The following is a 25,743-nucleotide window of genomic DNA, read 5'->3' as shown; positions in this document are numbered from 1 at the left end:
CTAGAACTCCGCGTACATCCGGCCTGGGTTGAACAGCCCTTGCGGGTCCAGTTGCGCCTTGAGTTGTCGGTGATAGCGCAGCAGCGCCGGGGCCAGGGGCTGGAAAGGCGTTTCTGTGACGCCATGGCTGAAGCAGGTGGCGTGGCCACCGAGTTTCTGGGCCAGTGATTGAATGTTATCGGCCGCGGATTTCAGCCAGCGTTGCGCGCCGCCCCAGTCGATCAGTTGCTCGCCGGGCAGGTCCAGTGGCCCGAGGTTGTTGGGCAATGACAAGCGCCACAGCGGCAGGCCTTCATTGAAAAAGTCTAGTCGTTGTTCGTTCAGGTCGGACCAATAGGCCGAGTCCAGCGGCTCGCCGCCGAGCCGTTGATGGGCCGCCGCGACCGAGCCTTCGCCGCCTTCCAGGCGCAAGCACAAACGCTGGCCATCGTGGCTGGCGGCGCTGATGGGCAGCGGTTGCTGGCCCCATTGCGCCAGATTGGCCAAGGCGCGGGCGCAGTCGATGTCCAGGCTGATGCTCAGGCATTGTCGGGGTTTGGGCAGCACTTTGAGCGAGACTTCGGTCAGCACTCCAAGGCAGCCATAACTGCCGACCATCAGCCGTGACAGGTCGTAACCGGCGACGTTTTTCATCACTTCGCCGCCAAAGCGCAGGTGAGTGCCGAGGCCGCTGATCACCCGCGTACCGAGGACAAAGTCCCGCACCGAGCCGGCCCACGGGCGCCGTGGCCCGGACAGCCCCGCGGCGATCATCCCGCCGACGGTGGCGCCTTCGCCGAATGACGGCGGTTCGCAGGGCAGCATTTGCCCGGCCGCATCCAGCGCGGCAAACAGTTCGCTCAGCGGTGTACCGGCGCGAACGCTGATCACCAGTTCCGTCGGGTCATAGCTGACGATGCCGCAGTGGGCGCGGGTGTCGAGCACTTCGCCTGCAACCTCGCGACCGAGAAACGCCTTGGTGTTACCTCCCTGAATACGCAGCGGCGTGGCGTTTTCCAGCGCCTGCCTGACCTGATCGAGCAGGGCTGCACTGGCATCGAAATCCGCCATCAGAAACGCTCCAGCTCAGGGAACGGCAATTGCCCGGCGTGGATGTGCATCGCGCCGAATTCCGCGCAGCGGTGCAGGGTCGGGATGTTCTTGCCGGGGTTGAGCAAACCCAGCGGGTCGAACGCGGCCTTCACCGCGTGAAACAGGGTCAGCTCGTCACTGTTGAACTGCGCGCACATCTGATTGATTTTCTCCCGGCCCACACCGTGTTCGCCGGTGATGCTGCCGCCGACTTTCACACACAGTTCAAGGATTTTGCCGCCGAGGACTTCGGCCCGTTCCAGTTCGCCGGGCTGGTTGGCGTCGAACAGAATCAGCGGGTGCATGTTACCGTCGCCGGCATGGAACACGTTGGCCACCCGCAAGCCGTATTCTTGCGCCAGGCTGGCGATGCCCTTGAGCACACCGGGCAGTTCGCGACGGGGGATGGTGCCGTCCATACAGTAATAATCCGGCGAGAGGCGGCCGATGGCCGGGAAGGCGTTCTTGCGCCCGGCCCAGAACCGCACGCGCTCGGCCTCGTCACGGGCCTGGCGGACCTCGCTGGCGCCGGCCTGTTGCAGCACCTCGCGGACTCGCTCGCAATCATCCTGGACATCGGCTTCGACGCCGTCCAGTTCGCACAGCAGAATCGCTTCGGCGTCTACCGGGTAACCGGCGTGGATGAAATCTTCGGCGGCGCGGATCGCCAGGTTGTCCATCATTTCCAGGCCGCCGGGGATGATACCGGCGGCGATGATCTCGGCCACCGCGCGGCCGGCTTTTTCCACGAAATCGAAACTGGCCAGCAGGACTTTGGCGACCTGAGGCTTGGGCAGCAGTTTGACCGTGACTTCGGTGATGATCCCCAGCAAGCCTTCGGAGCCGGTGAACAGCGCCAGCAGGTCGAACTCCGGCGCGTCCAGCGAGTCGGCGCCGAGGGTCAGGTGTTCGCCTTCAAGGGTCAATACTTCCAGTTTCAGCAGGTTATGCACGGTCAGGCCGTACTTGAGGCAATGCACGCCACCGGCATTTTCCGCGACATTGCCGCCGATGGAGCAGGCGATTTGCGAGGACGGATCGGGCGCGTAATACAAGCCGAACGGTGCCGCCGCCTGGGAAATCGCCAGGTTGCGCACCCCTGGCTGGACTCGCGCGGTGCGGGCGGCAGGGTCAATGTGCAAGATGTTGTTGAACCGCACCATCACCAGCAGCACGCCTTTGTCCAACGGCAGCGCACCGCCGGATAACCCGGTGCCGGCCCCACGCGCCACCACCGGCACGTTCCGGGCATGACAGAGCTTGAGCAGTGCCTGCACCTGTTCAAGATGGCGGGGCAGGGCCACCAGCATCGGCGTGGTGCGATAGGCCGAGAGACCGTCGCATTCGTAGGGCTTGAGCTCTTCCTCGCGCCAGAGGATGTCCAGGTCCGGCACCTCCTGTTGCAACGCCTTGAGCAGCACGGCCTTGTCGACATTGGGCAGCGCGCCGTCGATGCGTTCGTCGTAAAGAATGTTCATCCATCGCGCCTCGTATGAATCGCCGAGCATCCCCCCGAATCATCTGCCAACCCCCACCGTAGCAGCGGCTACGAGGCGGTGGGGGTCATGTGATGCGCCCGCAAAAACTCCCGGTACAACCGTGCGGTGTTGGTCGGTTGTTCAACCATCGGCATATGGCCGACACCGTCCCAGATTTCCACCCGCAGATCGGCGATGCCCTTGCTCCAGACCGGCACGCTGCTGACGTCGATCAAGCGGTCCTTGCGGCCCCATAGCAGCAGCGCCGGGCATTTGATGTCGGGCAGTTTCGGCTCCATCGGCGGGCTGGCGTGGAAGTCTCTGAAGATTTCTTCCAGCTCGTCGCGCTGCTGTTCATAGCGCTGGGCGACGGCGTCCAGCACGATCCTCGGTACCCATGGCGGCGAGGCCATGGTCATGGCGTAGAAATGCTGGAACTCTTCACGGGAATGAATCAGGAACGGATTATGGCCGCGAGCCAGGTGTCGCTCCATGTCACTGGGCTCCGGGGCAGTGACGCCAGCCGGGTCGAGCAGCGCCAGCGAAACGATACGCTCGGGGTAATTGGCCGCCAGCCACGCCGCGATGTAGCCGCCCATGGAGTTGCCAATCACATGCACCTTCTCGACCCCGCAGACATCGAGCAACTGGATCAACCGTTTGGCCTGGACCGGAATGTCATAACCGCCACCGGCCTTGAAGCCGGTTTCGCCATGGCCGGCGAGGTCGGGGATGATCACCCGGTAGTCGTTGACAAAATGCCGGGCAAAGCGCAGCCAGACGTTCTTGTCGGCGCTGTAGCCGTGCAGCATCAGCACATTGCTGGTGGCTTCGTAAGGTCCGCCTTGCCAGGTCGAGACGGTCATTTCGGTGATCGGCACGACGATCTTGTGCAACCGATACAGCCGGGCCTCCAGCGCTATGTTCAAGTCATAGAGCCAATAACCGATGGCCGGGTAGCTCAACCAGCTCCAGGCCACGAAGACAGCGATAACGACAACCAACAAGAGCATCAGGCTATTCCTTTGCAGTGATCAGGACGGAATGTGGTTGGCGGAGCCTCTGCAGCGGCCTCCTGTTTATCGTGGTTTATCGATCCCTTACTTCATGTATAGACAAACATTGGGCACTCGCCTCATCGCGAGGCCACACTATTGGAGCTACCAGCTGTCAGACCGTCATCCGGTGATGGCTATTTGCCGTTGCCCTGATAGACTTCAAGCACACTTTCAATCCGTGTGTAGTCAGGCTCCGTTCAGTAGTACAGAGGCCTCTATGGAAAAAAAGGGAGGAAAGGGACTTTCATTGGCCAGGAGGCTTTATGGGTCGCGCATCCTGGGTCTGGCCCTTGGATTATTGTGTGTCGGTGCAGGGATGTACCCGCTCGACCCTGCGCCCTGGGTCTGGGTGGTGATGTTGTTCAACGGCGTCATCTGGCCGCATGTGGCTTATCAATGGGCGCGTCGGGCGAAAGTTCCCTACCTCGCCGAACACCGCAACATCCTGGTGGACGCGTTTCTCGGCGGTTTCTGGGTGGCCGCCATGCAGTTCAATCCGCTGCCCAGCGCGGCCACACTGTCCATGATGGCGATGCACAACGTGGCCATCGGTGGTTTGCGTTTTCTGTTGATGGGCGCCGTCGCGCAGGTGCTCGGGATAGGCCTCGGGCTGCTGGTGTTCATGCCGGCCTTTGTCCCGCAAACCAGTCCATTTCAGCTATACGCCTGTTTGCCTTTGCTGTCGATTTATCCGATGTCCCTGGGCTGGGTCTGCTTTCGTCAGGCCCACACGCTCGGCCGACACAAACGCGAGTTACTGGCACTGAGCCGCACCGACAGCCTGACCGGCCTGCTGAATCACGGTGCCTGGAAAGACCAGCTGGAAATCGAGTTTCAGCGTTGCCGGCGCCAGCAGCAGGGCGGGGCGATTGCGTTGATCGACATCGACCACTTCAAGACCATCAACGACACCTACGGCCACGTCGCCGGGGACATCGTCTTGCGTCAGCTGAGCAAAATCCTCAAGCAAAACCTGCGTGCCGCCGATGTCGCCGGGCGCTATGGCGGCGACGAATTCTGCGTACTGCTGCCGGACCTGCCGCTGGAACGCGCCGCCGTGGCGATGGATGCGCTGCGTGCTCGTTTCGCCACGTTGGGCTACGAGCAGACCCCGGCGCTGAAAGTCAGTTTGAGTATCGGCCTGGCGGCCTTCAACCCGGCCCACAACGACGCGACCCTGTGGCTCAACGACGCCGACCAGGCGCTCTACGAAGCCAAGAGCACCGGGCGCAACCGCGTCATTTGCCATGGCGACGGCAAGCCGCGTAAAGAGTTGCTTGACTCGGTCTGACTGGATCACCACAGGGGATGTGTGGTGTATATGTAGCATCCGGTGTAGAGCCTTGTGTCGTAGTCAGGTAGGGTTTCAGGATACCGACACGAAACAAGGATCGATTCATGACGTTCAAGCCTCCGCGCTCCCTCCTGGCCACCAGCCTTGGCCTGACCCTCGCCCTCGGCGCCTTCATCCCCGCCGCCTTCGCCGAACCGCACAAACAAGTCCTCGCCGATGCCGAACAGTACAAGGGTGAAGCCCTGAAACTGCTGGAGCGGCTGGTGAATCTCGACTCCGGTTCCGGCTATGAACAAGGCCTGACCCAGGTGAGTGACATCGCCATCGAAGAGTTGAAGAAGCTCGGTGCCACCATCGAACTGGTGCCCAACACCCCGGACGAGAGCAACCATGTGCTGGCCACGCTCAAAGGCACCGGCAAGGTGAAGATCCTGCTGATGGCGCACATGGACACGGTGTTCAAGGAAGGCTCCGCCGCCGAGCGCCCATTCCAGATCAAGGACGGCCGCGCTTATGGGCCGGGCGTGATGGACGATAAGGGCGGCATCGTTGCCGGGATCTACGCGCTGAAAATCCTCAAGAATCTCGACTTCAAGGACTACGCGCAAATCACCTTCCTGCTCGATGCCAGTGAAGAAACCGGCTCGGACGTCGCCACCGACCTGATCAAGAAAACCGCCAAGGCCCACGACGTGACGCTCAACCTTGAGCCGGGTCGTCCGGCCGATGGCCTGGTGGTATGGCGCAAAGGCAGCGCCACCGCTGTGGTCGAGGTCAAAGGCAAGGCAGCTCACGCAGGGGTGGCGCCGGAGCTGGGGCGTAACGCTGTCATGGAAGCCGCGCACCAGATTCTGCAACTCGGCAAACTGGGCGATGAAGCGAAAAAAACCACCATCAACTTCACCGTACTCAAGGCCGGCGACCGCACCAATGTGATTCCGGATCAGGCCACGGCCAAGGCTGATGTGCGGGCGGCGGTGCCGGAAGAGTTCGACCGGATCGAAAAAGACTTGGCGCGGGTGTCGAAGGACAAACTGATTGCCGACACGGAAGTCACCACCAGCCTCAAGCGCGGCTTGCCACCGATGCCGCAAACGGCGGAATCGAATCGCTTGATGGCCATGGCCCAAGGGATTTACGGCGAAATTGGCCGCAAGTTGACGGAAGAAGGCAGCGGCGGGGCAGCGGATGCGAGTTTGTCCGCAGGTGTTGGTACGCCGACGCTGGACGGGTTCGGGATTGTCGGCGGCAATATCCATACGCCTGAAGAGTACGCCGAGGTCGAAAGCGTGGCGCCGCGGATTTACTTGCTGTCGCGGATGATTATGGAATTGGCCAAGCAGTAATCGGCCAGATCGCCTCCACAATCGGACGCAGGTTCCTGTGGTGAAGGCGCGTGCCCAATGCGGAACCTGTGGGAGCGGGTTTGCCCGCGAAGACGAGCGTCAGTCGACATCATTGTTGCCTGATACACCGCTATCGCGGGCAAGCCCGCTCCCACAGGGATTTTCAGTGTTTCGGCTTACCGCGTACTGCCTACTCCATTGGTGTATCGACAAACACCTCAAGCCCTTCGGCATACACGGTGAACGCGCTGATTCGCGGAAACTGCGCGGCTTCCACCTGATCCGGCACCACCAGGTTGGTAAAACTCCAGGCCACTGCCAGGCTAATCCCGTCCTGCGCAATCGAGCCGTCGGTCTTCAGCGGCTGTTTTTCCAGTTCCCGCTCCAGCGCCGAATACGCCGCCGCCAATTGCCCCTCGACCCGTTCCACCCAAGGCGCGTACTGAATCTCCGCTGGCCGCAGGTTGCGTTCGTAGTAAAGCTGCACCGACTTTTCGCACGCCGCCAACGCCAGGCCGATCAGCCGCAACGAGCGCACGCGTCGGTCCGGATTGTCGGGTATCAGGCTTTTACCCGGCGCAGCCAAGGCTTCGAGGTAGTCGATGATCAGCGTTGAATCCATCAACACCTCACCGTCATCCAGCACCAGGGTCGGCGCCTTCACCACCGGGTTGATCTGCTGGAATTGGTCGAAGTGCCTGAACACCGAAACCGACTTGTGTTCCAGCGGGATGCCCAGGCATTTGGCGGAAATGGCGACGCGCCGCACGTAGGGCGAATCCAGCATGCCGATCAGTTTCATTGAGCCTCTCCTTACAGACGGTCCTTGGGGAGGGACAACCTTAGCCGAGGTTCAGCGACCTGCAAGCGGTTTCGCGTTAATCCTCAGGCCTATTGTTCATCCTCGAAGACTAATCCTCGAAGCCTGCCTGCTCATGAATCTCATCGACCTTCAATTCCAGTCGATAAGCCACCGCGATGAACAGCGCCTGGCACAGGCATAAGGTCGCGCTCAACGAGCGGAAGGCAAACGAGCTGCCTTCGTTGACCAGCAGCACGGTGTTGGCGCGCTTGGCCAACGGCGAGAGGTTGCTGTCGGTGATGATCAGGGTTTTCGCCTGATGGTGCTGGGCGATGCGCAGGCAGTGCTGGGTTTCCTTGCCGTAGGGTGTGAAGCTGATGGCGATCACCAGATCATTGGCGCGCACGCTGCGCATCTGCTCGCGGTAGCTGCCGCCCAGACCCGACACCAGGTGGATGCGCTTGTTGGTGTGTTGCAGGTTGTAGACCAGGTAATCGGCCACCGCGAATGAGCGACGCACCCCGACCACGTAGATGTTGTCGGCATTCACCACCAGGTCCACGGCCTTGTCGAAAGCCTGGTCATCGAGTTCCAGCCCCAATCGCTCGATGCCCGACAGCGTGGCGTTGATGCACTCGCGCGCCAGATCGCCGCCGCTGGCCTTCTGCGATTTGTTGGCGATCATGCTGCGGATGCGTTGCTGGTAGTTCTGCACCGGCGTGGTCTTGTGAGTGTAGGCCTCGCGAAACAGCGCCTGCATTTCACTGAACCCGCTGAAGCCGAAGCGCTGGGAAAAGCGCACGATGGCCGACGGGTGCACTTCGCATTCGCGGGCGATGTCGCTGATGCGGTCGACCATGATCCGGTCACTCTGCTGGCTCATGTAGCTGGCGATGCGTTTGAGCTGGCGCGGCAGGCTTTCGTATTCCTCGGTGATCAGCTGCAGCAGACGCTCGGCATTGATCGGAGGGCTGGGGAGATCGCTGTCGGGCGTGCTCTCGGTCGTAGCCGGCTGATCGGTGCGGGACATAAGGAATCCTTCTGGCTTGTTCTTATAGGGATGACAGGTTGCGTCATCCCCTGACAATAGGTTGGCAGTGCGCAGTCTACAGGGTAGGCCGGAATAAAATCTTGAGCTTGCGGCCTTCATGGGGTCTGCTGAAACGATGCACTGTGTCTGGAACGCTTGTGCAGAAGTTTAATGGAAAAAATATTCCACATAAAAAATATTTAGAATAATTATTGATTGTTCGGTCCCGGTCGTTTTAGTCTGCATCCACCAAGAGTGTTCGGCGTCTTCATCGCCCCGAACGCAGGCTGATAAAAATAACAGGAGCCAGCATGGGCCAGACTCGTTTTGCCAGTGGGCGTCAATTGGATCTGATTTGCCTGGGACGCCTTGGCGTCGATCTGTATGCGCAACAAGTCGGGGCGCGGCTGGAGGATGTGAGCAGCTTCGCCAAATACCTGGGCGGTTCGTCCGCCAACATCGCTTTCGGCACCGCTCGGTTGGGGCTGAAATCGGCGATGTTGAGTCGGGTAGGGGACGACCACATGGGCCGTTTCCTCGTTGAATCGCTGACCCGCGAAGGTTGCGACGTCAGCGGCATCAAGGTCGATCCGGAACGTCTGACCGCCATGGTCCTGCTGGGCCTCAAGGACCGCGAAACCTTTCCCCTGGTGTTCTACCGCGAAAACTGCGCCGACATGGCATTGCGCGCCGAAGACATCAGCGAAGCCTTCATCGCTTCCAGTAAAGCCCTGCTGATCACCGGCACCCATTTCTCCACCGACGGCGTCTACAAGGCGAGCATTCAGGCGCTGGACTATGCCGAGAAGCACAACGTCAAACGGGTGCTGGATATCGATTACCGCCCGGTGCTTTGGGGCCTGGCCGGCAAGGCGGACGGCGAAACCCGTTTCGTCGCCGACCAGAACGTCAGTCAGCACGTACAGAAAATCCTTCCGCGTTTCGACCTGATCGTCGGCACTGAAGAAGAGTTTTTGATTGCCGGTGGCTCCGAGGATTTGCTCACTGCGTTGCGCAACGTCCGCAAACTGAGCGTGGCGACGCTGGTGGTCAAGCTTGGCCCGCAAGGCTGCACGGTGATTCACGGGGCGATCCCGGCGCGTCTCGAAGACGGCGCGATTTATCCCGGTGTGCGCGTCGAAGTGCTGAATGTGCTGGGCGCTGGTGATGCCTTCATGTCGGGTTTCCTCAGCGGTTGGCTGGAGGACGCCAGCGACGAACGCTGTTGCCAGTTGGCCAATGCCTGCGGCGGTCTGGTGGTGTCGCGCCATGCCTGCGCCCCGGCGATGCCGACCCGCGCCGAACTCGATTATCTGTTCAACAGCCCGGTGCCGATCACCCGGCCGGATCAGGACGCCGTGTTGCAGCGTCTGCATCAGGTCAGTGTGCCGCGCAAACAGTGGAAGCAACTGTTCATCTTTGCCTTCGATCATCGCGGGCAACTGGTGGAGCTGGCCCACAAGGGCGGGTGCGACCTGAACGCTATCGGCGAACTCAAACAACTCTTTATCAAAGCCGTGGAACGGGTCGAGGCGGACTTGCGTGAGCAGGGCGTTGACGCCGATGTCGGCTTGCTGGCCGATCAACGTTTCGGTCAGGACTCGCTGAACGCCGCCACCGGTCGTGGCTGGTGGGTGGCGCGGCCGGTGGAAGTGCAGGGTTCGCGGCCATTGGCGTTCGAACACGGGCGCTCGATCGGCAGCAACCTGATCGCCTGGCCGCAAGAACAGATCATTAAATGCCTGGTGCAATTCCATCCCGACGACGAGCCTCTGCTGCGTCTGGAGCAGGAAGCGCAGATCAAGGGCCTGTATCAGGCCTCGCAAGTCAGCGGGCATGAACTGCTGCTGGAGATCATTCCGCCCAAGGATCACCCCTCACAGCATCCGGACGTGCTCTATCGCGCGCTGAAACGCCTCTACAACCTCGGCATCTACCCGGCGTGGTGGAAGATCGAAGCGCAGAGCGCCGAGGAGTGGAAACAACTCGACGAGCTGATTCAGGCGCGCGATCCGTATTGCCGTGGCGTGGTGCTGCTGGGCCTGAATGCCCCGGCGGCGACCCTGGCCGAAGGGTTTCAGCAGGCCAGCCAGAGCCAGACCTGCCGTGGCTTCGCCGTGGGCCGGACGATTTTCCAGGAACCGAGCCGCGCGTGGCTGGCCGGTGAAATCGACGACGAAGCGCTGATCCGCCAAGTGCAGGGCACCTTCGTCGAACTGATCGATGCCTGGCGCATGGCCCGTGCCTGATTGAACACTGCAATACCCCTGTGGGAGCGGGCTTGCCCGCGATGACGGCGGCACATTCAACATTAATGTGACAGCTGGATCGCTATCGCGGGCAAGTCGAATCGTCGCACCGCCACTCCCACAGGGTTTTGTGTCGCTTTTACCGGTTATGTAAAAACAATAAAAGGTGCAGCCATGCCCACTATCCGAATTGGCATTAACCCGATCTCCTGGAGCAACGACGACCTGCCGTCCCTCGGTGGCGAGACGCCGTTGAGCACCGCCCTCAGCGAAGGCAAGGACATCGGCTACGAAGGCTTCGAACTCAACGGCAAGTTTCCCAAGGACGCCAAGGGCGTCGGCGATGTGCTGCGGCCTTACGACCTGGCGCTGGTGTCCGGTTGGTATTCCAGCCGTCTGGCCCGCCGTTCGGTGGCTGAGGAAATCGATGCCATCGGCAGCCATGTCGAGCTGCTGGCGAAGAACGGCGCCACGGTGCTGGTCTATGGCGAAGTCGCCGACTCCATTCAAGGCCAGCGCATTCCATTGGTCGAGCGCCCGCGTTTCCACACCGAACGAGCCTGGCAAGCATACGCCGACAAACTCACCGAACTGGCGCGTTTCACCCTGTCCCAGGGCGTGCGTCTGGCCTATCACCATCACATGGGCGCCTACGTCGAATCCCCGGCCGACATCGACAAACTGATGGCGTTGACCAGCAGCGAAGTCGGCCTGCTGTTCGATTCGGGCCACTGCTACATGGGCGGCGGCGAACCGCTGCAGGTGCTGCGCAAACACATCGAACGGGTCTGCCATGTGCATTTCAAGGACGTGCGCAAACCGGTGGTGCAACTGGCGCGCAACAATCTTTGGAGCTTCCCGGACTGCATCATCAACGGCACCTTCACCGTGCCCGGCGATGGCGACATCGACTTCAGCGCCTTGCTCGACGTGCTGCTGGGCGCCGACTACCACGGCTGGCTAGTGGTGGAAGCCGAGCAGGATCCGGCTGTGGCACCGAGTTACGTCTACGCCAAAAAAGGCTACGACTCCTTGCGTGCCTTGCTCGACGAGAGGGCCGCGCGATGAGCCTGTTGGTCAAAAGCAAGGCACGCGGTCGGACCATGGTTGAGCTGGGGCAGGGGGAGCTGGAATACGTCGGCTTCGCCGCTTACCGCTTGAGCCTCGGCGAAACCCTGCCGGTCAGTGCCGACGACAAAGAACTGTGCCTGGTGCTGCTCAGCGGTCGGGTCGGGATCAAGGGTGAGGCGCCGGGGCAGGGCGCGTTCGACTGGGACAACATCGGCGATCGCCAGTCGGTGTTCGAAGACAAATCACCGTTCGCGGCGTATTTGCCGCCCGGCAGCCAGGCCCAAGTAGTGGCGTTGAGCGACGTGCAAATTGCCGTGTGCGCGGCGCCCGGTTCGACCGCCGAAAACCTTGGCCCACGGCTGATCAAGCCCGACAGCATGAAACGCAGCGTGCGCGGCAAGGGCGCCAATACCCGTTATGTCTGCGACATTCTGCCGGACACCGAGCCCGCCCATTCGCTGCTGGTGGTGGAAGTGCGTACGCCGTCCGGTCACTCGTCGAGCTACCCGCCGCACAAGCACGACACCGACGATTTGCCGAACCAGAGCTTTCTGGAAGAAACCTATTACCACCAGATCAACCCGCCCCAGGGCTTCGTGTTTCAGCGGGTCTACACCGACGATCGCAGTATCGATCAGGCCATGGCCGTGGAAAACAGCGACCTGGTCGTCGTGCCCAAGGGTTATCACCCGGTCAGTGTGCCCTACGGCTATGAGTCGTATTACCTGAACGTGATGGCCGGCCCGAAACGCGTCTGGCAGTTCCATAACGATCCGCAGCACAGCTGGCTACTGGATCTCTAAATTCCAACATTCAAAGGGAGAACAAGAACAATGAGCGACGCCCCGGTCATAGGCCATTACATCGACGGTCAGGTGCAGGACAGCGGCAACGAGCGGTTCAGCAATGTCTTCAACCCGGCCACCGGCAGCGTTCAGGCGCGGGTCGGGCTGGCCAGCCAGAAGACCGTGGACGACGCCGTCGCTTCGGCCCTGAAGGCATTCCCGGCATGGTCCGAGCAATCGTCCCTGCGCCGTTCGCGGGTGATGTTCAAGTTCAAGGAATTGCTCGACCGCCATCACAACGAACTGGCCGAAATCATCAGCCGCGAACACGGCAAGGTGTTCTCCGACGCCAAGGGCGAAGTGACCCGCGGTATCGAAATCGTCGAGTACGCCTGTGGCGCACCGAACCTGCTGAAGACCGAGTTCAGCGACAACATCGGCGGTGGCATCGACAACTGGAACTTGCGCCAGTCATTGGGCGTCTGCGCCGGGGTCACACCGTTCAACTTCCCGGTGATGGTGCCGCTGTGGATGATCCCGCTGGCGCTGGTCACCGGCAACTGCTTCATTCTCAAGCCCTCCGAGCGCGATCCATCGGCCAGTTTGCTGATGGCCCGTTTGCTCACCGAAGCCGGCTTGCCGGACGGTGTGTTCAACGTGGTCCAGGGCGACAAGGCGGCGGTCGACGCCTTGCTGCAACACCCGGACATCGAGGCGATTTCCTTTGTCGGCTCGACGCCGATTGCCGAGTACATCCACCAGCAAGCGACCTCGCGCGGCAAACGTGTGCAGGCGCTGGGCGGGGCGAAGAACCACATGATCGTCATGCCCGATGCCGATCTGGACCAGGCGGCGGACGCACTGATCGGTGCGGCGTACGGCTCGGCCGGTGAGCGCTGCATGGCGATTTCGATTGCCGTGGCCGTCGGTGAGGTCGGCGACCGGTTGATTGCCAAACTGCTGCCGCGCATCGATCAACTGAAGGTCGGCAACGGCATGCGGGGCGACAGCGACATGGGGCCGCTGGTGACCGCCGAACACAAGGCCAAGGTCGAGGGCTTTATCGGCGAAGGCGTGGCCCAGGGCGCGCAGCTGATTGTCGATGGGCGCAACTTCAAGGTGCCGGGCGCCGAGAACGGCTTCTTTGTCGGCGCGACGCTGTTCGACAACGTCACGACCGAGATGAGCATCTACCAGCAAGAGATCTTCGGGCCGGTGCTGGGCATCGTGCGCGTGCCGGATTTCGCCAGCGCCGTGGCGCTGATCAACGCCCATGAATTCGGCAACGGCGTGTCCTGCTTCACCAGTGACGGCGGCATTGCCCGTTCGTTTGCCCGCAGCATCAAGGTCGGCATGGTCGGCATCAACGTACCGATTCCGGTGCCCATGGCCTGGCACTCGTTCGGCGGCTGGAAGCGCTCGCTGTTCGGTGATCACCACGCTTATGGCGAAGAAGGCATTCGCTTCTACAGCCGCTACAAAAGCGTGATGCAGCGTTGGCCCGACAGCATTGCCAAGGGCCCTGAGTTCAGCATGCCGACAGCCAAATAATGCACTTGTGCGGAGAACAACAAAAAATGAGCAAACCCCTGCGTTTCGCCCTGAACCGTATGGTCGCCCCACGTTTGTCCCTGCCTGCGTTCATTGAGTTGGCGGTGACCCTCAGGCCGATGCCATCGAGATTCGCAATGACCTCAAAGGCGTCGAGATCGAGGACGGTACCGCCCCCGAACACGTCCGTGAGCTGTGCGCGGCCAAAGGCATCACTGTGCTGTCGATCAACGCGCTGTATCCGTTCGATGTCTGGAATGACGAGCGCCGCGCACACGCCCTGAAGCTTGCCGCTTATGCCCGTGATTGCGGCGCACGGGGCTTGGTGATGTGCCCATTGAACGACCGCGCCGATCCACGAACCGAAGCGCAGCGCGCATCTGGTCTGCGCACGGCGTTGAGTGAGCTGGCGCCGATCCTGCGCGAGCACGGCATTCTCGGCTTCATCGAACCGCTGGGTTTCGAAGAGTGCTCGCTGCGGCGCAAACGCACGGCAGTGGATGCGATCAAGGCCATCGGCGGGCTGGATGTGTTCCGTCTGGTGCATGACACCTTTCACCATCACTTGGCCTGCGAACATGAGTTTTTCCCCGAGCTGACCGGGCTGGTGCACATCTCCGGCGTCGAAGATGCCGAGGCACCGCTGGCGACCATTCGTGACGGCCATCGGGTGCTGGTGGGTGAGGGCGACATCCTCGGCAACGCGGCGCAGATCGACACCTTGCTCAGTAGCGGCTACAGCGGCTACCTGTCATTCGAACCGTTTGCCGACAGCGTCCATGGCCTGGCGGATATCCAGACGGCGATCGGTGCGAGTATGGATCATCTGCAGAAATCCCTGAGCTGACATCGGATTTGCATACGGAAAAGGTGCAAGCATGACCACAACAAGACTGACCATGGCCCAGGCCCTGGTGAAATTCCTCGATAACCAGTACATCGAGGTCGATGGGGTTCAGAGCAAATTCGTCGCCGGGATCTTTACCATTTTTGGCCACGGCAATGTGCTGGGTCTGGGGCAAGCCCTGGAACAGGACAGCGGCGACCTGATCGTCCATCAGGGCCGCAACGAGCAAGGCATGGCCCACGCCGCCATCGGTTTTGCCAAGCAACACCTGCGGCGCAAGATCTACGCCTGCTCTTCATCGGTGGGCCCGGGCGCGGCGAACATGCTGACTGCTGCCGCGACGGCCACCGCCAACCGTATTCCCTTGCTGCTGTTGCCCGGCGATGTTTATGCGTGCCGCCAACCGGACCCGGTGCTGCAACAGATCGAGCAGTTCCACGACCTGAGCATCAGCACCAACGATGCGTTCAAGGCCGTGAGCAAATACTGGGACCGGATCAACCGTCCCGAGCAACTGATGACGGCGGCGATCCACGCCATGCGCGTGCTCACCGACCCCGCCGAAACCGGCGCCGTGACCCTGGCCTTGCCGCAAGACGTGCAGGCCGAAGCGTACGACTATCCCGATTACTTCCTGCAAAAACGCGTGCACCGCATCGAGCGCCGTCCGGCCACCGAAGCGATGCTCGGCGATGCCGTGGCGCTGTTCAAAGGCAAGCATAAACCGCTGATCATCTGCGGTGGTGGGGTCAAGTATTCCGGTGCCAATGCAGCGTTGCAGGCCTTTGTCGAGCGCTTCGATATTCCTTTCGCCGAAACCCAGGCCGGCAAGAGCGCGGTGGTGTCCAGCCATCCGCTGAACGTCGGCGGGGTCGGCGAAACCGGTTGCCTGGCGGCGAACCTGTTGGCCAAGGACGCTGATTTGATCATCGGCGTCGGCACCCGCTACAGCGATTTCACCACCGCGTCGAAATCCTTGTTCAAACACCCGGACGTGCAATTTCTCAACCTCAATATCAGCCCCTGCGACGCCCTGAAACTCGATGGCGTGCAACTGCTGGCGGACGCCAAAACCGGATTGCAGGCACTGGCCGAATCGCTGGGCGATTACCGCTCGAGTTGGGGCGATCAAACCCGCCAGGCCAAGGCGCAACTGGATGAGGAAGTCGATCGAATTTATCAGGTCGAATACTCGGCGAAAGATTTCGTCCCGGAAATCAACGACCACCTGGACCCGGCGGTGCTGCGCGAATTCATCGAACTGACCGGTTCCTGCCTGACCCAAAGCCGGGTACTCGGCGTGCTCAATGAAACCTTGGCCGATGACGCCGTGATCGTCGCCGCCGCCGGCAGCCTGCCCGGCGACTTGCAGCGCAGTTGGCGCAGCAAGGGCGTGAACACCTACCACGTCGAGTACGGCTATTCGTGCATGGGTTACGAGGTGAACGCCGCACTGGGGGTGAAGCTCGCCGAACCTGAGCGCGAGGTCTATGCGCTGGTGGGCGATGGCTCCTACATGATGCTGCACTCGGAGTTGGCAACCTCTATCCAGGAGCGCCGCAAGATCAACGTGGTGCTGCTGGACAACATGACCTTCGGCTGCATCAACAACCTGCAAATGGAACACGGCATGGACAGCTTCGGCACCGAGTTCCGGTTCCGCAATCCTGAAACCGGCAAGCTCGATGGCGGCTTCGTGCCGGTGGATTTCGCCATGAGCGCGGCGGCTTACGGCTGCAAGACCTACAAGGTGAACACGGTTGAAGAACTGCGAGCCGCATTGGCCGATGCGCGCTTGCAAACCGTGTCGACGCTGATCGACATCAAGGTTCTGCCCAAAACCATGATTCACAAATACCTGTCGTGGTGGCGGGTCGGCGTGGCGCAAGTCTCCACCAGCGCGCGCACCGATGCGGTGGCCAAGACCCTCAACGAACGACTGGCCAAGGCCCGTCAATACTGATTGCCCTGAAACGAACAACAGGAGTGTTTATATGTCTTCGCTTTCCAATTCGTTGCGCATTGGCGTCATCGGCACCGGGGCCATCGGCCAGGACCATATCCGTCGTTGCAGCCAGACCTTGCTCAATAGCCAGGTTGTCGCGGTCACCGACATCAATTTGCAGCAAGCGGCCAAGGTCGTTTCCGATCTGAAGCTGACCGCTGAGGTTTATCCCGACGGTCATGCGCTGATCAAGGCACCGGACGTCGAAGCGATCCTCGTGACCTCCTGGGGCCCGAGCCACGAAGAATTTGTACTGGCAGCGATTGCTGCCGGCAAGCCAGTGTTCTGCGAGAAGCCGCTGGCGGTCACCGCCGAAGGCTGCCGCAAGATCGTCGAGGCCGAAGTGGCCCACGGCAAGCGGCTGGTGCAGGTTGGTTTCATGCGCCCGTACGATGAAGGTTATCGGGCATTGAAATCGGTGATCGACAGTGGCCAGATCGGCGAGCCGCTGATGCTGCACTGCGCCCACCGCAACCCGACCGTGGGTGAGAACTACAAGACCGACATGGCAATCACCGACACGCTGATCCATGAGCTGGACGTGTTGCGCTGGTTGCTCGACGACGATTATGTGTCGGTGCAAGTGGTGTTCCCGCGCAAGACCAGCAAGGCCCACGCCCATTTGAAAGACCCGCAGATCGTGCTGCTGGAAACCGTCAAGGGCACGCGCATCGACGTGGAAGTGTTCGTCAATTGCCAGTATGGCTACGACATCCAGTGTGAGGTGGTGGGGGAGACCGGCATCGCCAAACTGCCGGAGCCGTCGCAGGTTCAGTTGCGCAGCGGAGCGAAACTGTCCAATGCGATTCTGATGGACTGGAAGGATCGGTTCATCGCCGCCTATGACGTCGAGTTGCAAGCGTTCATCGATGGCGTGCGCGCCGGGCAGGTCGGTGGTCCATCGGCGTGGGACGGTTTCGCCGCCGCCGTTGCTGCGGATGCCTGCATCGAGGCGCAGAACAACGGCCAGATCGTAAAAGTCGGCCTGCCAGATCGCCCGCACTTCTACAGCTAACCCCCTGTAATGATCGTTCCCACGCTCCGCGTGGGAACGATCAGCGTAAGGTGATGGAGAACAAAAAAACATGCGCATCGCACTAGACCCCTACATGTACCGCAACCTGTCCCTGGGCAAAATGGTCGACAAGGTCGCCGAGCTCGGTTACGAACACATCGAGCTGTCGCCCCGGGAAGATTTCCTGCCGTTCTACAAAGCCCCGCGGGTCGACAAGGCGCGGATCAAGGAATTTCGCAAAGCCCTGAGCGACACCGGGGTCAAACTCTCTTCCTTATTACCCATGTACCACTGGGCCGCCGCCGATGAAGGTTTGCGCGTAGCCGCGGTGCGCAACTGGAAGCGGGCGATCCAGATTGCCGTGGAGATGGACTGCGAGCTGGTCAACACCGAGTTCACCGGCCAGTCGGACAACCCATTGGTCTGCGAGAACCAGTTCATGCGCTCCATGGACGAGCTGATTCCCGAGTTCGAACGCGAAGGCATCAAGCTCGATATCCAGGCCCACCCTTATGATTTCTGCGAACGCAACAATGAGTCGGTGGACATCATTCGCGGCCTGGACCGCGACTGGATCAACTACCTCTACGCCGCGCCGCACACATTTTTCTATGACGATGGCGTGGGTGACATCGCCTCGATGCTCAAGTACGCCGGCTCGAAACTGAGCCACTTGATCATCGCCGACACCTACAACCACAAGGCGTCCTCAGGCTTGCGCTACATCGTCAACCCGCCGGGCGTCACCGCCACCGTGCACCAGCACCTGGACATCGGCCAGGGCGAGGTCGACTGGGAAGCGTTTTTTGGCACCTTGCGCGAGATCAAGTTCGATGGCATCGCGACCGTCTCGGTGTTCGCCTGGGAGGATCGGCCGGACGAGTCCAACCGGATGATGCTCGAACGGGTCAAAAGCGAACTCTGCCGCTGAGAGTCGCATCACACTGTGAATAACATCGAACACTCCGACGTATTTACCTAACTAGGCTCTGTATGAAAAGAGATGTCGTAGACACCGCATGGAACAAGCCAGCGAGACCATGGCTGCGTAGCTTTTCGTGAGCTTATCGAAGCGCGTCACAATGCGGCGGTTCTCTTTCAGCCAGCCAAACATGCGCTCGATGATGTTTCGCTGTCGGTACTTGGGCCTATCAAACAACCTCGGTAAGCCCGGCTTGGGCTTGCGCTTCATCGAGCGCAGCGGAATGACTGGCTGCATACGATATCGGTCGCAGTAGCGGCGTAGTGCTTCGGCGTCGTAGCCCTTGTCGGCGAGCAACCATTTGCAGCGCTTACGAGGGCGGCCACGTTGATTCGTCGGGATGCTGACATCATCCAACAATGGCTGGGCGTAGCTGATGTCACTGGCTTGGCCGTCAGAAAGAACAAAACGCAACGGCGTGCCGTTGGCGTCGCTGAGCATATGGATCTGGTGGTCAGGCCACCACGGCTGCAACCTAGAGCGTGATCGGCAGGCTCATCAGGCCCTTTTTTCCTGGCACCTGATGAGGCTCGGGTTGCGCGTACGGCTGTGGAGTCGATCATCCCGGTTCGCAAGTTGATCAGGCCTTGTTCGTTCAGCTTCAGGTGCAAGCGCTTGAGCATCTGATCGAATGTTCCCCGGTTTCGCCAATCTCGAAACCGCTGGTACACCGTTGACCAGGGCCCGAAGCGCTCTGGCATATCTCGCCAAGCTGCTCCAGAGCAGAGAACCCCCAGCACGCCATCGAGCATCAGGCGGTCGCTGAGGCGTGGCCGTCCCCTACCATGGGTTTCGGTGAAGAGATCGGCGACCACATCCCACGCCTCATCCGAGAGTTCATAACGCTTTGCCATCACAGAATTCCTTTCCGTGGATGGCTGGGAACTCTACAAAATCTCAGCTTCCGAGGGGCGGCTGTTGGATTTCTCGGGATTTCGTACAGAGCCTAGGAATATTTACATTTACTGTGTAGTACATTTATTTTTATAGTGTGCGAAATATCGATAGTTGACGTAATACATTTGTGGGTGGAGCAAAACAATACGGCTTGAGAGCGATGAAAATAATCGGGCCTATTACCTAGTAATAATCCGTAACAAATCAAATTGAGCGAAATTAAGAGGCTGTACGATTTGTTCTTATCGTAAAGGCGGGCTGTATCCGCTTGTTTCGGTTTGAGAGCGGATGCGCTGTAAAAGGTGGTTTGCGTAATTTAAAAAAATACGTTTGACAATGTGTTTTTTGCGAGTGAGGATGTGTTGCATACAAGAAACGTCTGTCCCCATGAATAATTCAGGAATACCTTTCCTGTTATTTTTAAGGTGGAGCGGGCAAATAAGAGATATGGAGTGTGTAATAACGATCATGGATAACGATCAATTCAGAATCAAGTGGCAAAGTAAATGGGCTGACAGTAACCTGTATGCGGCGGATAACTTCAGTGCTAAGCCATCGTATTATGTGCTCGATATGTTTCCGTATCCCTCAGGTAACGGCTTGCATGTGGGCCATGCGGTCGGTTACATAGGCACCGATATCATCGCCAGAAAAAAAAGAATGGACGGTTTTAATGTGTTGCATCCTATGGGGTGGGACGCTTTTGGACTGCCAGCGGAACAGTATGCAATAAAAACCGGTGTGCATCCGGCAGAGATAACAAAGATCAACTGTGAGAATTTCAAACGTCAACTCATGCTGATGGGGTTGAGTTACGATTGGAGTCGAGAAATAGACACATCTGACAAAAAGTATTTCAAGTGGACTCAGTTTCTGTTCCTGAAATTATATGAACAAGGACTTGTTTACGAAAAAGAAGAAAATGTCTGGTGGTGTGAAGAACTCAAGACCGTACTGGCAAATGAAGAAGTCATCGATGGTCGCTCTGAACGCGGCGATTATATCTGTACAAAAAAACCGTTAAAGCAATGGGTTGTAAAGATCACTCAATACGCTGACAAGTTGCTCGACGGCCTGGACAAGCTGGACTGGCCGGAATCAGTCAAAAAGATGCAGCGTGAATGGATCGGTCGCACGGAAGGTGTTGATATAGATTTCAAGGTGCTTGATAACGCCAGCATTCAACTGACTGTGTTTACCGACGAGCCGGAAACCCTGTACGGGGTTAACGCCATTTTTCTTTCTGCTGAACATCCCTATGTCAAAGATTTGCTTTTTGGCACAGAAAGCGATGTTCAAGCCAGAATCTCGTCAATGCAAGCGCCCGAAAACGGGATGCAGGGTGTCTCTGTTGAACGGTCTGCCCTGCATCCTTTAACGGGAAAGGAAATTCCTATCTATGTAGTGAATTACCTGACCATTGACGGAAATGAAGGCTCATTGTTGTCTGTTCCCGCCACAGATCACCAAGCCCTGGAAATTTGCCAGCACTTGGATATCGGACATGTCTCCATTTTTGATCCGGACCAGAACCTGAAGAACTCTGGTTCGATCAACGGTTTTTCGAGAGTGCAAGCTCGCGCGCACGTCATTGATGAGTTGATTCAGAGCCGCGCGGCTGTCAAAAAAGTGCGCTACAAGATGAGGGATTGGCTGTTCTCTCGGCAGAGGTATTGGGGTGAACCCTTCCCTTTGTATCGAGGGACCGACGGCGAGGTAGTGACTGCCGGTTATCACGAACTGCCTATAGAGCTACCTCACGTTGAAAACTACTCTCCGGGCCGAGACGGAGCCAGTCCGTTGCAACGCGCTCAGGAATGGGTGAATTGCGAAGATAAGTCCGGTAACCGACTCTTTCGCATCACCGATACCATGCCAGGGTGGGCAGGATCCTGCTGGTACTACCTGCGATTCTTGGATCCGCATAATCAGGCGGAACCTTTTTCAAAACAAAGTAGCGAGTACTGGAGCCAGGTTGATCTTTACGTGGGTGGCGCTGCGCATGCGACGATGCACCTGCTGTATGCAAGATTCTGGCATAAGGTCCTGTTTGATGTCGGCTTGGTGGGCTTCGACGAACCGTTTAAAAAGCTCTACAACCAGGGGTTGGTGACTGCTGATGCCTTCAAGGATGCCTCTGGCAGAATAGTCGCCGTCGACGAAGCAGAACACCGAGATGGGAAGTATTGGTTAAAGAATACCAATGAAGAATTGCAGGTGTTCAACACCAAGATGTCGAAATCACTCTTGAATGTTGTCGTTCCAGATACGCTTATTGAAGAATATGGTGTCGATACGTTCAGGATTTACATGATGTTCATGGGGCCGCTTGGCCAAAACAAAAAGTGGGATATAAAGGGTATCAAAGGCTGTGCAAGATTTCTTAACAGAGTATCAGGTCTCCTGGATTATGACGCCTTTGCGGCGATACCGCAAGTAAACCGAGCGAGCGTTTCTAATGAAAGACTGGAAACCCTTTGGGGGAACACGCTCTCGAAGATTGACGCATCTTTTGCTTCGTTGAACTTCAATACAGCGGTGGCTGCGTTCATGGAATTCATCAACGAAGCTGAAAAAGATAAAGTGTATTTTTGCCAGCGAATAGCCAAGGATTTCATAAAAGCCCTGTTTCCCTTCGCACCGCATGTGTGCTCGGAAATGTGGGAGCGTCTTGGGGAGTCGGGTATTGACCACGCTGCGTGGCCCACAGCGCGTGTGAAGATGGTGAAAGCCACAAAAATATACATCAACGGTAAGCATGTAAATGACCTGACAGACTGCACAGGAGAGGCGCAAATTGACGTCGAGCGAGCGCAAGACAAGGTGATTGATGCTTTAAAAGGTCGCGCCATCACCAAAGTTATCTACTCCCCAAATAAAATTGTAAACTTCTTGTGTGGTCCTGCGATTTGAGTCGTTGAAGTCTGTAGGGTTGCGATGAACCGTTTGGCACCAGATTTGTTATAGGTGCCAGTCGGTGCAATACAAAAATAAAAAAGTGAATACATGAATATCCAAAAGCGTCTTTACCCACCCGGGCTTGGCCTCGCATTGTGCCTGTGCGGTATGATTTCGATTCATGGCGGACTGACACTGTTGTATCTAAGCATCACCGCTATCGGATTTAGCGCTCAAGAAGTACTAGCCATTTTTTTGTCTGGCTGTCTTGGAGTCTTACTGATCCCGTTGGCGGGAGTACCTTGCGAGCGCGTGGTGCAAGTCGCGATGACGATACAGATGTTATTGAGCGCTTATGTACTGTTGGCAGGCTCAGTATTAATCGTGCCGGAAGCGTTGTGCTCTGGGTTGATTGCGTCATCCAGTTTTTATTTCGCCATGCGAGAAATATCGCGGGTAAATAATGGAAAATGGGCGGCCTCAATTCTGATACTGATCATAAATGTCGAATCACTTTTGCTGTATTCGGCATTAGGATGGTTGTCGGAAAGTGTCTCTTGTTTATGGTTGACACTAGCGTACTGTGCGGCAATTGTTTTACCGCTCTTTTATATCAGCCGGTCTGTCAGTATCGCCCCCTATCAACGTGCTTCGCTTCGCCAAATACTCGCTGCGGCAAAAGCACTGCCCGCATTTTACGTGTTGTGCTACATGCTGGCAGTGTTTTCCGTGAACTGCTTTAACGTTTCTATCCATCGCTGGGCCGAATTGAACACAGCGCATTGGTGGGGAAGTGTGTCCGGTATGACCAGCTTCTACATCATGGGTGTCCTCGCCAGTGTGGGTATCCTGTCAAGTTTGAAAATAGATGAGAACAAGCTTTTGATGGCGGGGCTGATGGGGATTAGCCTGCTCGGTTTCAGGCTCTCCAACGTCGGAACCGAAGCGTCTCCTTCCATGCCGGTTATTGTCGTTCTATTAGGTGTGATGTCGACTGTCGTGATGTCGTCAATCGCGGCGAACCTGGCGAAAGCCAACACTACACTCAGCCGGTTGCTGGTTGTGGGCGTGCTCGCCGCCCTGCAGGTCTGTCTCATCATAGTTATTCGCGTAGCAAAAGTTTTTTCAGAGAGTGTTGTCAATGAATGGCAAGCGATCGCGATGCTTGGTTGCGCGCTGGCTCTCGTGAATGTCCATCGACAGTATTTCAAACATTGGATGTGGAAAACCTGATCCACCACTGAGCCACCAAAGCCCTAGCGTATTAATAGTCCAGCCGATGTTGGTGCGCCCGCTGCACTTCCACCGTGTTCGTATAACAATAATGTCAATCGGCGTGAATACGCCCTGTATGGAAAGGAAGCTATATGATTACCGATACTCGCTGCATTAACGAAATGGGCTACACGGCATTTGTTGCTTTTGTAAATCAGACTAATGTTCCGCCTGGATCTTACAGTACGTTAACCAAATGGAAGAATAACTCTAATCTGAATGCTGATTCGAAAGTTCTGGAAGTAGCCTGCACCACAGGGTTTTCCATTAATGCCTTGGTCAAAGACGTTGGATGCAATGGCGTCGGTATCGATCTTTGTAAGGATTCGGTTGGCCAAGCGCGCATCAACGCAAACGAAATGGGGTTAGGGGATAAAGTCGACTTCAAGGCTGTGGACGGTACTCTTTTCACCTCGGAGAATGAATTTTCTCATGTCGTTGTGGGGGCAGGTCTGGGGTTTTTTCCTCAGCCGCAGCTGATGGTAGATAACATCTGTCGTCTGTTGGGTTCTTCCGGATATTTGCTGGCATCACCTTTCTACACTGTCGGTGAGATACCGCAAAAGATGCTGACACAAGCCGCGACTGTATTCGGTATAACACCAACAGTTAAGGCCTATAAAGACGTCATGCAGTTATATAAAGGCTTTGATGTCTATTTTGAGGAGCGACTGGAACCCTTGGCAGAAACTGAGAAAGAGCTTCATCACTACTGCGAGTCAACGGTAGAACGCGCTAGTGTTTTACATCAGATTGACGATGAAAATGTCAAGTCGGCAATGTACGACCGTTTGTACAGTATCAAGAAGATGTCCAATGACCTGCGGCAATATCAGGGATACAACGTGTTGGTGTTACGTTATGACGCTCAACGCTACCCTAATCGCTATGTTGAACTGTTTTAAATAGTGAGGCGTGCGTGTTTTACCCTCGATTGATTTGAAAAGAACAGAAGCAGACGGATAAGTCTATAGCCTTGACGTCTGTTTCTGTGCGCGCCGATAAGTAGCAAGTGTTAATTGTTTGTTGTGGGTAAATGGATGTAATTAATAATAAAAAATGGAAGAGTGCATGATTCTTACTAGGCAAAAAATCATAGAGGCTGTGAGTAATGGTGATATAACCATCTCTAATTTCGACAGTGATCGCGTAAATCCCAATAGTTATAATTATCTATTAGGTGAAGAGATCAAGTTTTATACCGGCTGCATGACGAATGGGCAGCCGGAATTTGAGACCGTCCAGATGACAGATGATGGGTACGTTCTTCATCCGGGGGCCATGTACTTGGGTGTCACCGATGAGGTGATTGGCAGTTCTCTATACGCCATGTCTCTCATTGGTAGAAGCTCCATGGGGCGGTATGGCTTGTTTTTACAGATTTCCGCCAACTTGGGGCATACCACGTCCAGTCATCAATGGACATTAGAATTGCACGCTACAAAGTCCATTCGGGTTTATCCAAAAATGCCCATAGGCCAAGTATCGTTCTGGACAAACTCTGGTGCAGTAAAGTGTCTGGGCAAAAACTACGCCCTTTACAATAGCCCGACGGAGAGGTTGCTTGCATGATTCTTACAGGAAGTAAGATACGCGAAGAAATTGGTGCCGGAAACATTATTGTCGAGCCATTTGATGAGTCGCAACTTAGCACTAATTCCTATGATTTGCGATTGGGTTACAAGTATCTGAAGTACAGAGAAGGCGTCATCGATCTCAAAAAACAACACTTGTATGATGTCTACGATATACCCGAGGAAGGGTTGCAACTGGAGGTGGGAGACTTTTTATTATCGGAGTCGCTGGAGGTGATAGGCAGTGATCATTTTGTTCCGATCATTCATGCCAAATCCGGTACCGCTCGCGCTGGGCTTTTTGTGCACGTCACCGCGGACCTGATTGATATTGGCTCCATTGGAAAAACCACCTTTCAGTTGTATGCGACGCTACCTGTAAAGATTTATCCGAAAATGCTATTGGCCCAGGTTTCCTTTTGGAGGCCCGAAGGAGAAATCACCCTTTATAAAGGTAAATACCAGAATACGACTGGCCCGCAACCCTCTAAAACCTACCTGGACTATGCCTGATT

Annotated in this window: 20 protein-coding genes and 1 pseudogene; 15 read left to right on the top strand and 6 right to left on the bottom strand. The window is 57.4% G+C overall.

The genetic code is table 11. The features are described 5' to 3' along the window. From glcE to J3D54_RS27430, 3 genes are all read right to left on the bottom strand, one after another. Positions 1-1,050 (bottom strand): glycolate oxidase subunit GlcE, encoded by a 1,050-nt coding sequence (glcE, locus tag J3D54_RS27440; RefSeq protein ID WP_253425262.1) that lies wholly within the window; start codon positions 1,048-1,050, stop codon positions 1-3. Further along, positions 1,050-2,549 (bottom strand): glycolate oxidase subunit GlcD, encoded by a 1,500-nt coding sequence (gene glcD / locus J3D54_RS27435; protein WP_253425259.1) that lies wholly within the window; start codon positions 2,547-2,549, stop codon positions 1,050-1,052. Before glcD ends, glcE begins: the two co-directional genes overlap by 1 nt. A gap of 68 nt (positions 2,550-2,617) precedes the next feature. Next, entirely contained in the window at positions 2,618-3,562 is a 945-nt protein-coding gene (locus J3D54_RS27430) for an alpha/beta fold hydrolase (RefSeq protein WP_253425256.1), read from the bottom strand. A 262-nt stretch (positions 3,563-3,824) separates the two neighbouring features. Here J3D54_RS27430 and J3D54_RS27425 point away from each other — a divergent pair, with 262 nt between their 5' ends. Together J3D54_RS27425 and J3D54_RS27420 are read left to right on the top strand one after the other, a co-directional pair. Then, on the top strand, positions 3,825-4,898 hold the full coding sequence (locus tag J3D54_RS27425; protein WP_253425253.1) for a diguanylate cyclase: 1,074 nt from the start codon (positions 3,825-3,827) through the stop codon (positions 4,896-4,898). A 107-nt stretch (positions 4,899-5,005) separates the two neighbouring features. Beyond that, a complete protein-coding gene (locus tag J3D54_RS27420) occupies positions 5,006-6,247 on the top strand; it encodes a M20/M25/M40 family metallo-hydrolase (protein ID WP_253425251.1) in 1,242 nt (413 codons plus the stop codon). A 190-nt stretch (positions 6,248-6,437) separates the two neighbouring features. Here J3D54_RS27420 and J3D54_RS27415 read toward each other — a convergent pair whose 3' ends face one another. Next, positions 6,438-7,049, bottom strand: a complete 612-nt coding sequence (locus tag J3D54_RS27415; protein ID WP_253425248.1) for a glutathione S-transferase — start codon at positions 7,047-7,049, stop codon at positions 6,438-6,440. Positions 7,050-7,158: 109 nt separating this feature from the next. Then, positions 7,159-8,079 carry a MurR/RpiR family transcriptional regulator gene (locus J3D54_RS27410; RefSeq protein ID WP_253425245.1) on the bottom strand — a complete coding sequence of 307 codons (921 nt, stop codon included), beginning with the start codon at positions 8,077-8,079 and terminating at the stop codon, positions 7,159-7,161. 311 nt (positions 8,080-8,390) lie between these two features. Here J3D54_RS27410 and iolC point away from each other — a divergent pair, with 311 nt between their 5' ends. The 8 genes and pseudogenes from iolC to J3D54_RS27370 all read left to right on the top strand — a co-directional run bounded on the left by iolC (position 8,391) and on the right by J3D54_RS27370 (position 18,533). After that, complete coding sequence (gene iolC / locus J3D54_RS27405; protein ID WP_253425242.1) at positions 8,391-10,328, top strand: 5-dehydro-2-deoxygluconokinase; 1,938 nt, start codon at positions 8,391-8,393, stop codon at positions 10,326-10,328. Between the two features lie 174 nt (positions 10,329-10,502). Beyond that, positions 10,503-11,396, top strand: a complete 894-nt coding sequence (gene iolE, locus J3D54_RS27400) for a myo-inosose-2 dehydratase (protein ID WP_253425240.1) — start codon at positions 10,503-10,505, stop codon at positions 11,394-11,396. Next, on the top strand, positions 11,393-12,202 hold the full coding sequence (gene iolB / locus J3D54_RS27395; RefSeq protein WP_253425237.1) for a 5-deoxy-glucuronate isomerase: 810 nt from the start codon (positions 11,393-11,395) through the stop codon (positions 12,200-12,202). The genes iolE and iolB overlap by 4 nt, the downstream gene beginning before the upstream one ends. A 30-nt stretch (positions 12,203-12,232) precedes the next feature. Beyond that, positions 12,233-13,735 (top strand): CoA-acylating methylmalonate-semialdehyde dehydrogenase, encoded by a 1,503-nt coding sequence (locus tag J3D54_RS27390; RefSeq protein ID WP_253425235.1) that lies wholly within the window; start codon positions 12,233-12,235, stop codon positions 13,733-13,735. Between the two features lie 26 nt (positions 13,736-13,761). Continuing rightward, positions 13,762-14,582, top strand: a pseudogene (locus J3D54_RS27385) (TIM barrel protein). Positions 14,583-14,613: 31 nt separating this feature from the next. Next, positions 14,614-16,545: a 3D-(3,5/4)-trihydroxycyclohexane-1,2-dione acylhydrolase (decyclizing) gene (iolD, locus tag J3D54_RS27380; protein ID WP_253425232.1), complete on the top strand. Its 1,932-nt coding sequence runs from the start codon at positions 14,614-14,616 to the stop codon at positions 16,543-16,545. A gap of 31 nt (positions 16,546-16,576) precedes the next feature. Continuing rightward, positions 16,577-17,602, top strand: a complete 1,026-nt coding sequence (locus J3D54_RS27375; protein WP_253425229.1) for a Gfo/Idh/MocA family protein — start codon at positions 16,577-16,579, stop codon at positions 17,600-17,602. A gap of 70 nt (positions 17,603-17,672) precedes the next feature. Further along, the gene (locus tag J3D54_RS27370) at positions 17,673-18,533 is read left to right on the top strand and encodes a sugar phosphate isomerase/epimerase family protein (RefSeq protein WP_019649277.1); all 861 of its coding nucleotides are present in this window, start codon (positions 17,673-17,675) and stop codon (positions 18,531-18,533) included. A 51-nt stretch (positions 18,534-18,584) separates the two neighbouring features. On the opposite strand, the gene J3D54_RS27365 is transcribed toward J3D54_RS27370, so the two are convergent. Next, positions 18,585-19,438 (bottom strand): IS5 family transposase gene (locus tag J3D54_RS27365; protein ID WP_253425227.1). Its coding sequence is split into 2 segments (ribosomal slippage): positions 18,585-19,033 and positions 19,033-19,438, totalling 855 coding nucleotides; the frame shifts between segments, so codons are not numbered across the junction. Positions 19,439-19,868: 430 nt separating this feature from the next. On the opposite strand from J3D54_RS27365, the gene leuS reads away from it, so the two are divergent. From leuS to dcd, 5 genes are all read left to right on the top strand, one after another. Then, positions 19,869-22,394: a leucine--tRNA ligase gene (gene leuS, locus J3D54_RS27360; RefSeq protein ID WP_253425224.1), complete on the top strand. Its 2,526-nt coding sequence runs from the start codon at positions 19,869-19,871 to the stop codon at positions 22,392-22,394. 93 nt (positions 22,395-22,487) lie between these two features. Continuing rightward, on the top strand, positions 22,488-23,612 hold the full coding sequence (locus J3D54_RS27355; RefSeq protein ID WP_253425222.1) for a hypothetical protein: 1,125 nt from the start codon (positions 22,488-22,490) through the stop codon (positions 23,610-23,612). A gap of 134 nt (positions 23,613-23,746) precedes the next feature. Beyond that, entirely contained in the window at positions 23,747-24,559 is an 813-nt protein-coding gene (locus J3D54_RS27350) for a class I SAM-dependent methyltransferase (RefSeq protein WP_253425219.1), read from the top strand. A gap of 166 nt (positions 24,560-24,725) precedes the next feature. After that, positions 24,726-25,226: a hypothetical protein gene (locus J3D54_RS27345; protein ID WP_253425215.1), complete on the top strand. Its 501-nt coding sequence runs from the start codon at positions 24,726-24,728 to the stop codon at positions 25,224-25,226. Continuing rightward, positions 25,223-25,741, top strand: coding sequence for a dCTP deaminase (gene dcd / locus J3D54_RS27340; protein WP_253425213.1), 519 nt, complete (start codon positions 25,223-25,225; stop codon positions 25,739-25,741). The genes J3D54_RS27345 and dcd overlap by 4 nt, the downstream gene beginning before the upstream one ends. Positions 25,742-25,743: the final 2 nt, after the last annotated feature.

The sequence above is a fragment of the Pseudomonas sp. GGS8 genome (assembly GCF_024168645.1).
In the GTDB taxonomy this organism is placed as follows: Bacteria; Pseudomonadota; Gammaproteobacteria; order Pseudomonadales; family Pseudomonadaceae; genus Aquipseudomonas.
Note: the sequence above shows the minus strand (reverse complement) of the source record. Positions and strands in the feature narration are given on the sequence as shown.

Bases quoted from the DNA above. Each gene is read 5' to 3' on its own strand.
- glcE (WP_253425262.1), bottom strand. From the start codon at position 1,050: ATGGCGGATTTCGATGCCAGTGCAGCCCTGCTCGATCAGGTCAGGCAG.
- glcD (WP_253425259.1), bottom strand. From the start codon at position 2,549: ATGAACATTCTTTACGACGAACGCATCGACGGCGCGCTGCCCAATGTC.
- J3D54_RS27430 (WP_253425256.1), bottom strand. From the start codon at position 3,562: ATGCTCTTGTTGGTTGTCGTTATCGCTGTCTTCGTGGCCTGGAGCTGG.
- J3D54_RS27425 (WP_253425253.1), top strand. From the start codon at position 3,825: ATGGAAAAAAAGGGAGGAAAGGGACTTTCATTGGCCAGGAGGCTTTAT.
- J3D54_RS27420 (WP_253425251.1), top strand. From the start codon at position 5,006: ATGACGTTCAAGCCTCCGCGCTCCCTCCTGGCCACCAGCCTTGGCCTG.
- J3D54_RS27415 (WP_253425248.1), bottom strand. From the start codon at position 7,049: ATGAAACTGATCGGCATGCTGGATTCGCCCTACGTGCGGCGCGTCGCC.
- J3D54_RS27410 (WP_253425245.1), bottom strand. From the start codon at position 8,079: ATGTCCCGCACCGATCAGCCGGCTACGACCGAGAGCACGCCCGACAGC.
- iolC (WP_253425242.1), top strand. From the start codon at position 8,391: ATGGGCCAGACTCGTTTTGCCAGTGGGCGTCAATTGGATCTGATTTGC.
- iolE (WP_253425240.1), top strand. From the start codon at position 10,503: ATGCCCACTATCCGAATTGGCATTAACCCGATCTCCTGGAGCAACGAC.
- iolB (WP_253425237.1), top strand. From the start codon at position 11,393: ATGAGCCTGTTGGTCAAAAGCAAGGCACGCGGTCGGACCATGGTTGAG.
- J3D54_RS27390 (WP_253425235.1), top strand. From the start codon at position 12,233: ATGAGCGACGCCCCGGTCATAGGCCATTACATCGACGGTCAGGTGCAG.
- iolD (WP_253425232.1), top strand. From the start codon at position 14,614: ATGACCACAACAAGACTGACCATGGCCCAGGCCCTGGTGAAATTCCTC.
- J3D54_RS27375 (WP_253425229.1), top strand. From the start codon at position 16,577: ATGTCTTCGCTTTCCAATTCGTTGCGCATTGGCGTCATCGGCACCGGG.
- J3D54_RS27370 (WP_019649277.1), top strand. From the start codon at position 17,673: ATGCGCATCGCACTAGACCCCTACATGTACCGCAACCTGTCCCTGGGC.
- leuS (WP_253425224.1), top strand. From the start codon at position 19,869: ATGAATAATTCAGGAATACCTTTCCTGTTATTTTTAAGGTGGAGCGGG.
- J3D54_RS27355 (WP_253425222.1), top strand. From the start codon at position 22,488: ATGAATATCCAAAAGCGTCTTTACCCACCCGGGCTTGGCCTCGCATTG.
- J3D54_RS27350 (WP_253425219.1), top strand. From the start codon at position 23,747: ATGATTACCGATACTCGCTGCATTAACGAAATGGGCTACACGGCATTT.
- J3D54_RS27345 (WP_253425215.1), top strand. From the start codon at position 24,726: ATGATTCTTACTAGGCAAAAAATCATAGAGGCTGTGAGTAATGGTGAT.
- dcd (WP_253425213.1), top strand. From the start codon at position 25,223: ATGATTCTTACAGGAAGTAAGATACGCGAAGAAATTGGTGCCGGAAAC.